Annotated in this window: 12 protein-coding genes; 8 read left to right on the top strand and 4 right to left on the bottom strand. The window is 56.2% G+C overall.

Features of this window, described 5'->3' with window-relative positions:
• The coding region (gene yihT / locus HP459_RS18620; protein ID WP_171936625.1) for a sulfofructosephosphate aldolase at window positions 1–800 on the bottom strand (800 nt) is incomplete at its 3' end.
• A 17-nt stretch (window positions 801–817) separates the two neighbouring features.
• The gene (gene yihU / locus HP459_RS18625) at window positions 818–1,708 is read right to left on the bottom strand and encodes a sulfolactaldehyde 3-reductase (RefSeq protein WP_048966001.1); all 891 of its coding nucleotides are present in this window, start codon (window positions 1,706–1,708) and stop codon (window positions 818–820) included.
• Between the two features lie 155 nt (window positions 1,709–1,863).
• Between yihU and HP459_RS18630 the strand changes: the two genes are divergently transcribed.
• The 8 genes from HP459_RS18630 to nadS all read left to right on the top strand — a co-directional run bounded on the left by HP459_RS18630 (window position 1,864) and on the right by nadS (window position 7,359).
• On the top strand, window positions 1,864–2,760 hold the full coding sequence (locus tag HP459_RS18630; protein WP_038416951.1) for a sugar kinase: 897 nt from the start codon (window positions 1,864–1,866) through the stop codon (window positions 2,758–2,760).
• Window positions 2,761–2,794: 34 nt separating this feature from the next.
• The gene (locus tag HP459_RS18635) at window positions 2,795–3,595 is read left to right on the top strand and encodes a DeoR/GlpR family DNA-binding transcription regulator (RefSeq protein WP_154850591.1); all 801 of its coding nucleotides are present in this window, start codon (window positions 2,795–2,797) and stop codon (window positions 3,593–3,595) included.
• 118 nt (window positions 3,596–3,713) lie between these two features.
• On the top strand, window positions 3,714–4,313 hold the full coding sequence (yihX, locus tag HP459_RS18640; protein WP_003861947.1) for a glucose-1-phosphatase: 600 nt from the start codon (window positions 3,714–3,716) through the stop codon (window positions 4,311–4,313).
• Entirely contained in the window at window positions 4,307–5,188 is an 882-nt protein-coding gene (locus tag HP459_RS18645) for a virulence factor BrkB family protein (protein WP_023298923.1), read from the top strand. Before yihX ends, HP459_RS18645 begins: the two co-directional genes overlap by 7 nt.
• The gene (gene dtd, locus HP459_RS18650; RefSeq protein ID WP_063150747.1) at window positions 5,185–5,622 is read left to right on the top strand and encodes a D-aminoacyl-tRNA deacylase; all 438 of its coding nucleotides are present in this window, start codon (window positions 5,185–5,187) and stop codon (window positions 5,620–5,622) included. The genes HP459_RS18645 and dtd overlap by 4 nt, the downstream gene beginning before the upstream one ends.
• 44 nt (window positions 5,623–5,666) lie before the next feature.
• Window positions 5,667–6,608 carry a fatty acid biosynthesis protein FabY gene (gene fabY / locus HP459_RS18655; protein ID WP_022649838.1) on the top strand — a complete coding sequence of 314 codons (942 nt, stop codon included), beginning with the start codon at window positions 5,667–5,669 and terminating at the stop codon, window positions 6,606–6,608.
• A 148-nt stretch (window positions 6,609–6,756) separates the two neighbouring features.
• Window positions 6,757–7,068: a hypothetical protein gene (locus tag HP459_RS18660; protein ID WP_022649837.1), complete on the top strand. Its 312-nt coding sequence runs from the start codon at window positions 6,757–6,759 to the stop codon at window positions 7,066–7,068.
• Entirely contained in the window at window positions 7,069–7,359 is a 291-nt protein-coding gene (gene nadS / locus HP459_RS18665) for a NadS family protein (protein WP_032626927.1), read from the top strand.
• Window positions 7,360–7,400: 41 nt separating this feature from the next.
• On the opposite strand, the gene fdhE is transcribed toward nadS, so the two are convergent.
• Window positions 7,401–8,330 (bottom strand): formate dehydrogenase accessory protein FdhE, encoded by a 930-nt coding sequence (gene fdhE, locus HP459_RS18670; RefSeq protein ID WP_022649835.1) that lies wholly within the window; start codon window positions 8,328–8,330, stop codon window positions 7,401–7,403.
• Window positions 8,327–8,962: a formate dehydrogenase cytochrome b556 subunit gene (gene fdoI, locus HP459_RS18675; protein WP_006808711.1), complete on the bottom strand. Its 636-nt coding sequence runs from the start codon at window positions 8,960–8,962 to the stop codon at window positions 8,327–8,329. Before fdoI ends, fdhE begins: the two co-directional genes overlap by 4 nt.
• Window positions 8,963–8,979: the final 17 nt, after the last annotated feature.

Here is an 8,979-nt window from a genome sequence, read left to right on the forward strand (position 1 = left end):
AGCTCGGTGTCCGGCAGGCCAATCACAGAGGACCAGACGGCGCGACCGGCTAAAAAGCCCGATGCCCCCGCCTGCATCGCCACGCTCACCGCGCGCGGGAATAACTTATCGTCCACGCCGGAGGAGAGGATCACCCACGGCATGGCGATGTTCTCGTTCAGCTTCTGCGAGGCCGCCAGCAGCTCCTGCTGCGTGCCCTTACCAAACAGCGGCATTTCCACTTTGTAGAGGTCGGCACCGCTGTCGCCCAGCTCTTTGGCCGCATCGATAATCGACTGCTCGCGGTCAAACGCGGCGCCGCGGCGCGGTGGACGCACAACCGGCTCGATAATGCTCAACAGACCGTTATCGTGGCACAGCGTATTGAACGCTTTCACCATCTCCAGGCGCTGCTGCGGATCTTCATCGCTGCGCCACAGCACCAGCAGCTTCAGCGCCTTGCCGCCGTCGCGTTTGACCGCCTGCGCGTCAATGCTCTTGTCGATCACCACGCTGTCGACCGGAATACCGTTCCCCGGAATAAACTCGTCGGCTGCCACAATCATCGCGCAGCTTTTGGCCACGGCCCGCTGCTCGACAATCTGGCGATAGCAGAACTGCTGGTCGACGAGAATGGCAGAGGCGTACGGCGACAGAATTTTTGCCGCGTTGACTTTAAAATCCGTCAGGTGCTGGTCGATTACCGGTACCGGCGCGCCTGCCGCCGCAAACATCAGGCGCATCGCTTCGCGCTGATCCACGGCCAGCATCGCAAAACCGCCGGAAGGTCGGGTGATATCTTTCAGGGTGTACATCGTCATTCCTCAGTCCTTTCGTATCAGTGTGATTTTTTCAGCCCGGCAGATGCGCGAACCTGTTCAAGAATGGCTGTCCAGTCTTCGCGCCCGCGCCCGGCGGCGCGTGCCTGGTTGTAAACTTCGCGGGAAGCCGCGCCCAGCGGCATTGGGACATGCAGCTGGTTGGCCACGTCGAGGGCGATCCCCAGATCCTTATGCGCAAGGTCGATCATGAAGGCGGGTGAAAGATCCCCTTTCAGCACCTTGTTCGGCCATGACGTGGTGAAGTGGCCTTTGCCCGCAGGTGTGCCGCTCATCACCTTGAGCGCCACGTCAAAGGAGAGGCCAAGCGCTTCGCACAGTACGGCGGCCTCGGCGGAAAGGGCGTTCAGGGCGATGCTCATGTAGTTATTGATGAGCTTCACGCGGATGCCCATTCCCGGCCCGCCGGCGTTAATCAGTTCATTACCCATCGCCATTAAGACGGGGGTGGCGCGCTCAACCTGCTCTGCCGTGCCGCCTGCCAGCAGGAGTAGCGTACCGGCGATGGCATGATCAGAGGTGCGCCCGACGGGCACGTCCATCAGGCTGAAGCCTTGCTCAGCCATGTCGCGGATCAGCGCGTCGGTTTGCAGCGGGTGAATGGTGGACATATCAATGACCAGCGCGTCGCGGGATAATCCTTCGCACACGCCGTGCTCGCCGAACAGCACGCTGCGCACCAGGTCGCCGTTTGGCAGCATAGTGATCACGAATTCGGCATCCGTTGCTGCCTGTGCGGGCGTTGCCGCCGTCCGGGCGCCGCTCTCTACCAGCGCCTGAACCGCCTGCGGGTTCACATCAAAAACGTTAAGCTGGTGGCCCTGTTTCAACAGATTCTTCGCCATGGGCGCGCCCATCTGTCCTAAACCGATAAATGCGATTGCTGACATGCCTCTCTCCTGTCACATCGTGTCAATTTTTGCGCGTTTGTGGTGTCTGTTTTTGATCGTATTTGTAATTTATAGTCAAAAAATTGACACGGGTCACTTTTTAAACATTTGGTGAAATTAAAATGAAGGCATCAGAAATCGCAGAAGGAATCACCATGACTCGCATCGTTTGTGTCGGCATTACCGTGCTGGATCGCATCTGGTATCTCGATGATTTACCAAAAGAAGGTGGGAAATATGTCGCAAAAGACTACACGGAAGTGGGCGGCGGCCCGGCGGCAACGGCGGCAGTGGCAGCCGCGAAACTGGGCGCGGAAGTGGATTTTATTGGTCGGGTGGGGGACGACGATACCGGCAGACGGTTGCTTGCGGAGCTGGAATCCCTGGGGGTGAACACCCGCTATACGCGCGTAGTTAAGGGGGCCCGATCGTCGCAATCGGCGGTGCTGGTGGACGCAGGTGGGGAAAGAGTGATTGCCAACTACCCCAGCCCCGATCTGCCCGCCGAGGCAGGCTGGCTGCATGAAATCGACTTCTCTCAGTGGGACATTGTCTTAGCCGACGTGCGCTGGCATGACGGGGCAAAACAGGCATTTACCCTGGCCCGTCAGCAGGGCGTTCCGACGTTGCTGGATGCGGATGTTACCCCGCAGGATATCGCGGAGCTGATCGCCTTAAGCGATCACGCGGCCTTCTCTGCGCCGGGACTGCGGCGTTTAACGCAGTTGGATGAAACAGAAGACGCATTAAAAAAAGCACAAATGCTCACAAATGGACATGTGTATGTCACGCAGGGGCGAGACGGCTGTTTCTGGCTGGAAAACGGCGCGCTATGTCATCAGCCTGGATTTGAAGTGAAGGTCATTGATACCACCGGCGCGGGCGACGTGTTCCACGGTGCGCTGGCGGTCAGCCTGGGGCAGAAATTGCCCGCCGCAGACGCCGTGCGTTTTGCCAGCGCCGTCGCAGCACTGAAATGCACAAAGCCCGGCGGGCGCGCGGGTATACCCGACTGTGATCAAACCCGCTCTTTTTTGTCACTTTTTGTATAAAATGCGGGGCGTGATGGTTTTCAGAGGACAGCCCATGAGCCTTACCGAACTGACCGGCAACCCGCGTCACGATCAGCTGCTGACGCTGATTGCCGATCGCGGCTATATGAACATTGATGAACTGGCGCAGCTGCTGGATGTGTCGACGCAAACCGTGCGCCGGGATATCCGTAAGCTCAGCGAGCAGGGGCTGATCACCCGTCATCACGGCGGTGCGGGCAGGGCATCCAGCGTGGTCAATACGGCGTTCGAACAGCGTGAAGTTTCGCTTACCGAAGAGAAACGGGCGATTGCCGAAGCGATTGCGGACTATATCCCGGATGGCTCGACCATCTTTATCACTATCGGGACGACCGTGGAGCACGTTGCCCGGGCACTGCTTAATCATAATCATCTGCGCATCATCACCAACAGCCTGCGGGTGGCGCACATTCTTTATAAGAACCCGCGTTTTGAGGTGATGTTACCTGGCGGTACGCTGCGCCCGCATAACGGCGGCATTATCGGGCCTGCGGCAACGGCGTTTGTGTCTGGCTTCCGGGCGGACTACCTCGTGACCAGCGTGGGGGCGATAGAGCACGACGGCGCGATGATGGAATTTGACGTTAACGAAGCCAGCGTGGTGAAAACCATGATTGCCCACTCCCGTCACATTTTACTGGCGGCCGATCATACGAAATACCACGCCTCCGCGGCGGTTGAAATTGGCAACGTGGCGCAGGCGACGGCACTGTTCACCGATGAGCTGCCCGGCCCGGCGCTGCAAAGTCACCTAAAATCCAGCAAGGTTGAGGTTGTCGAAGTGAATTCCGGAGAAGAGCAGCAGGCTGGCTGATCGTCTTATGGCCCGATATTGCGATTCGGGCCTTTCCTTTCTCTAAGCTGAATCTGGCGCATAGCTAAACTTTCTCTTTCCCGCTACAGTTACTTTTCCACGGCGAAAGGAGATAAACATGCTTTATATCTTTGACTTAGGAAATGTAATCGTCGATATCGATTTTAACCGGGTGCTGGGCGCATGGAGCGATTTTAGCCGTGTTCCGCTGGCGACGTTAAAGCAGAATTTCGCGATGGGTGAGACTTTCCATTTGCACGAGCGCGGTGAGATCAGCGACGAAGCGTTCGCAGAGCGTTTCTGTCAGGAAATGGGTCTCTCGTTAAGTTACGAGCAATTTTCCCATGGCTGGCAGGCTATATTTGTCGCGATCCGCCCCGAAGTGATCGACATCATGCACAAGCTGCGCGAGCAGGGGCATCGCGTTGTCGTGCTGTCTAATACCAACCGCCTGCATACCACCTTCTGGCCGGATGAATACCCGGAAATTCACGCGGCGGCAGATAAAGTGTATCTCTCCCAGGAGATGGGGATGCGTAAACCTGAGGCGCGCATCTATCAGGCGGTATTGCAGGAAGAAGGATTCACGGCAGCGGATGCGGTCTTTTTTGACGACAACGCCGATAATATAGAAGGGGCTAATCAGTTAGGTATCACCTCCATTCTGGTGACCGGAAAAGAGACGATACCGAACTACTTTGCGAAGCAGTTATGCTAAAAACCGTTCATCAAAAAGCCAATCACCACACGCGCCCGCTGAGGGCGTGGCTGAAACTCCTCTGGCATCGCATTGATGAGGACAACATGACCACGCTGGCGGGCAATCTCGCTTACGTGTCCTTGCTTTCGCTGGTTCCGCTGGTGGCGGTGATTTTTGCGCTTTTTTCGGCTTTTCCGATGTTTGCCGATGTGAGCATGCAGCTTCGCCATTTTGTTTTCGCAAACTTTATTCCTGCCACCGGCGATGTGATCCAGAACTACATTGAACAGTTTGTCGCTAACTCCAGCAAGATGACGGCGGTGGGGGCGTGTGGGCTTATTGTTACCGCGCTGCTGCTGATGTACTCCATCGACAGTGCGCTCAACACTATCTGGCGGAGCAAAAAAGTCCGCCCAAAGGTCTATTCCTTTGCCGTCTACTGGATGATTTTAACCCTCGGCCCCTTGCTGGCGGGGGCGAGCCTGGCGATCAGCTCCTACCTTCTTTCGCTGCGCTGGGCGAGCGATTTAAACAGCGTGATCGATAACGTGCTGCGCATCTTCCCGCTGATTTTATCGTGGCTTTCGTTCTGGCTGCTTTATAGCGTGGTGCCAACTACGCGCGTACCCAACCGTGATGCCGTGGTGGGTGCGCTGGTCGCGGCGTTGCTCTTTGAGTTGGGCAAGAAAGGATTCGCGCTTTATATCACCATGTTCCCCTCTTATCAGCTGATTTACGGCGTACTGGCGGTGATCCCCATTTTGTTTGTCTGGGTCTACTGGACGTGGTGCATCGTCTTGCTTGGCGCCGAAATAACTGTCACTCTCGGGGTCTACCGCGAACTTAAAAAAGCAGCAGAAGCTGAAAAACAACAAGAAGCAGACCAACCATGATTGCATTGATTCAGCGCGTAACCCGTGCCAGCGTCACCGTGGCGCATGAGGTGACGGGTGAAATCGGCCCAGGACTTTTGGTGCTCCTGGGTGTCGAAAAGGATGACGACGAACAAAAAGCCAACCGCTTGTGTGAGCGCGTGCTGGGCTACCGCATTTTCAGCGATGCGGAAGGCAAGATGAACCTGAACGTTCAGCAGGCGGGCGGCAGCGTGCTGGTGGTGTCCCAGTTTACGCTGGCTGCGGATACCGAACGCGGCATGCGGCCGAGTTTTTCGAAGGGCGCGGCACCGGATCGCGCAGAAGCCCTTTACGAGTACTTTGTTGAGCGCTGTCGCCAACAGGACATGAATACACAAACCGGACGATTCGCTGCGGATATGCAGGTTTCGCTGGTGAACGATGGCCCCGTCACATTCTGGCTCCAGGTATGAGCCAACTGGCGGCCTGGCCGCGGGTAACAAGAGAGAGTACAGCTATGTATCACCTTCGAGTACCGCAAACGGAAGAAGAGTTAGAGGTTTATTACCATTTCCGCTGGGAAATGCTGCGCAAGCCACTGCATCAACCTAAAGGGTCTGAACGCGACGCCTGGGACGCGATGGCGCACCACCAGATGGTGGTTGATGAAGAGGGCAATCTGGTTGCCGTGGGGCGTCTGTATATCAATGCCGACAACGAAGCTTCAATCCGCTTTATGGCCGTTCACCCCTCCGTGCAGGACAAAGGCCTCGGAACGCTGATGGCAATGACGCTGGAATCCGTCGCCCGTCAGGAAGGGGTCAAGCGCGTCACCTGTAGCGCCCGTGAAGATGCCGTTGAGTTCTTTGCCAAGCTTGGTTTCGTGAATCAGGGGGAAATCACCGCCCCGCAAACTACGCCGATTCGTCACTTTTTGATGATCAAACCCATCGCCACCCTGGACGATATTCTCCATCGTGCCGACTGGTGCGGGCAGCTCCAGCAGGCGTGGTATCAGCACATTCCGCTCAGTGAAAAAATGGGCGTGCGTATTCAGCAATATACCGGGCAAAAATTTATTACCACCATGCCGGAAACCGGCAACCAGAACCCACACCATACCCTGTTTGCCGGTAGCCTGTTTTCACTCGCAACGCTCACCGGCTGGGGACTGATCTGGCTGATGCTGCGCGAACGTCATCTCGGCGGCACCATTATTCTGGCCGATGCCCATATCCGCTACAGCGCGCCGATCAGCGGCAAGCCGAGCGCGGTAGCTGACCTGGGTGCACTGGGCGGCGATCTCGACCGTCTGGCGCGTGGGCGTAAAGCACGCGTACAAATGCAGGTTGAGCTGTTCGGCGATGAAACGCCGGGCGCGGTGTTTGAAGGCACCTATATCGTTCTGCCTGCGAAGCCGTATGGCGCGTATGAAGAGGGCGGGAACGAGGAGGAGTAGCAGTCGTCTGGAAAGCGGCTCGCAAATACACAACGTAGCAGGAATTATACTTCGCTTTATTCAGCGTATCCCATTAACGTAATCAGCTAGGGGTACGTCATTGACGTACATTGGATGTTTGCTACTATAAGCCAATGGCGTACGATATATGCTATTCATTGAAACGGATATTTTTACAGAAGACGTCAAAACGTTACTGGATGACGACGAATATCATAGGTTCCAAATATTCCTGGCAACGCAACCGGATTACGGCGATCTGATCCAGAATACGGGAGGCTTGCGAAAGATTCGCTGGCTTGCTGGCGGTAAGGGAAAGCGTAGTGGAGTCAGAGTTATCTATTTTCACCGTACGCGTGAGTGTGAAATCAGGTTGCTGCTCATCTATCGCAAAGGGATCAAAGATGACCTCTCCGCGGGTGAAAAAGCCATACTGAAAAAGATGATTGAGAGGTGGTAAATGGATAAGGCGCTGTTTGAGCGATTAACCCAAAGCATTGCGCAAATCAACGAAATTGCCGAGGGCCAACGAGAGCCGTCGCGTACGTTTCAAATTGATGCGATGAAAATAAAAGAAATTCGTCAGGCGTCCGGGTTGTCGCAGAGTAAATTCGCGAACTTAATCTCAGTTAGCGTTGATACGTTGCGTAACTGGGAACAAGGCAGACGCTCACCTACAGGCCCCGCTAAAGCGCTATTGCGCGCCATTGCTAACGACCCTCAACATGTCATCCCAGCCCTATCGCAGTAAATAGCCCGGTTGCACAGAGGCTCGCCGGGCTTTAGTGGAGATTACTCCCCTTCCCCCGGGAACAGGAACGGGTTGATCGAGCTACGGGCAAAGCCCTCCTGCTCCATCTTCGCGTCCAGGATCAGCGAGGCGAGATCGTCGGCTACCGCTTCGACTTTCGGGTCTTTTTCCTGATACAGAATCTTCAGGTAGGTCCCGCAGTCGCCGCAGCTTTCGGCTTTCACCGCCGCGTCTTCGTTTTCCAGCGACCAATAGTTCAGATCGCGGGTCTGTTCGCAGTTGCTGCACTTGATGCGCACCACGTGCCACTCGGTTTCACACAGGTTGCAGTGCAAGTAGCGCAGCCCCTGCGTCGTACCAATCTGTACCATGCTGGAGACCGGCATTGAGCCGCACACCGGGCAAAACTGGCGCGCTTCGCCATATTCAGCGCGGGCTTTACCCGGGATCAGGCTCGCCATTTGCGCCCAGTAGAGCGACAGCGCAGCCCAGATGAACGGCGCTTTATCGCTGCTCACCAGCGAGAAGTCGGAGGCAAACAGCGCGCTCGCCATCTCTTCCAGCTCTTGCTCTGAGGCTTTTTCCAGGTTCTCAATGACCGCCAGCGCCGTGCCGCTCATTTCGGGCTTCAGCTCGGCAATCAGCGAATGCAGCAGCTTATGCCAGTGCTTGTCGCGCGGCAGAACGTGAATGTCCAGCGGCGGCTTGCCCTGCGCGTTGGCTTCTTTGATGCGTGCGGTCAGATCCATTTGCAGCGGGTGGTCGTATAGCACCACTTCCTGCGCATGGGCGACCAGCGCGGCAAAACGCAGAAAATCGCCCAGCGGGTTGTTCTCTGCCAGCTCGCGCAGACGCTCTGCGCGGCGGTTGTAGAGGTTCTTGAGTCTGGGGAACAACAACGGCGGAATATAATCCGCCGTGCGTTTCTCGCTCGACCCCAGCTCATCTTGCGGGATTATGCGAATACTCATTCAGATGACTTTTCCTGTTTCTGGCGGACTTCACGGTACCAGCGCGGGTGATGTTTCTTCGCCCACGTACTGGTTACCCATCCTTCCACCATCGCGGTAATGGTGCCTTTCACCCAAAGGGCGGCGTAGATATGCACCATGATAACCACAATTAACGCCACTGCGGCAAATGAATGCAGCATCAGCGCAAATCGGATCACCGGGATTGAGAAAGCAGGCGCAAAGTACGGACGCCAGATGATCACGCCGCTCACCAGCAACAGGACCAGGAAGATAATCGCCGCCCAGAATACGCATTTCTGGCCGAAGTTATAACGCCCGGTATCACCCACTTCCTCGTTGACGACGATCTTACGAATATTCTTCGCCCAAAAGATATCATCCCGATTGATTAGGTTATGGTGCCAGTAGCGGAAAAACATGATGATAAACGAGGCAAACATCACCACACCCACGAACGGGTGCAGGATGCGCGCCAGCTGCGGCGTGCCCAGTATCTGCATCAGCCAGTTGAAGGAGGGGAAGAAGAACCCCAGCCCGCTTATCGCCGCCAGCATGAAGCAGAAGGCGGTGACCCAGTGGTTGATGCGTTCCGGCGCGGTGTAGCGCACGATGGTGTCACGTTTTCTCATTTGCGCACCTCGTCTTT

Source organism: Enterobacter sp. CM29 (assembly GCF_013179605.1).
Lineage (GTDB): Bacteria > Pseudomonadota > Gammaproteobacteria > Enterobacterales > Enterobacteriaceae > Enterobacter > Enterobacter intestinihominis.

Coding starts and splice junctions, on each gene's coding strand:
- yihU (WP_048966001.1), bottom strand. CDS start 1,708: ATGTCAGCAATCGCATTTATCGGTTTAGGACAGATGGGCGCGCCCATG.
- HP459_RS18630 (WP_038416951.1), top strand. CDS start 1,864: ATGACTCGCATCGTTTGTGTCGGCATTACCGTGCTGGATCGCATCTGG.
- HP459_RS18635 (WP_154850591.1), top strand. CDS start 2,795: ATGAGCCTTACCGAACTGACCGGCAACCCGCGTCACGATCAGCTGCTG.
- yihX (WP_003861947.1), top strand. CDS start 3,714: ATGCTTTATATCTTTGACTTAGGAAATGTAATCGTCGATATCGATTTT.
- HP459_RS18645 (WP_023298923.1), top strand. CDS start 4,307: ATGCTAAAAACCGTTCATCAAAAAGCCAATCACCACACGCGCCCGCTG.
- dtd (WP_063150747.1), top strand. CDS start 5,185: ATGATTGCATTGATTCAGCGCGTAACCCGTGCCAGCGTCACCGTGGCG.
- fabY (WP_022649838.1), top strand. CDS start 5,667: ATGTATCACCTTCGAGTACCGCAAACGGAAGAAGAGTTAGAGGTTTAT.
- HP459_RS18660 (WP_022649837.1), top strand. CDS start 6,757: ATGCTATTCATTGAAACGGATATTTTTACAGAAGACGTCAAAACGTTA.
- nadS (WP_032626927.1), top strand. CDS start 7,069: ATGGATAAGGCGCTGTTTGAGCGATTAACCCAAAGCATTGCGCAAATC.
- fdhE (WP_022649835.1), bottom strand. CDS start 8,330: ATGAGTATTCGCATAATCCCGCAAGATGAGCTGGGGTCGAGCGAGAAA.
- fdoI (WP_006808711.1), bottom strand. CDS start 8,962: ATGAGAAAACGTGACACCATCGTGCGCTACACCGCGCCGGAACGCATC.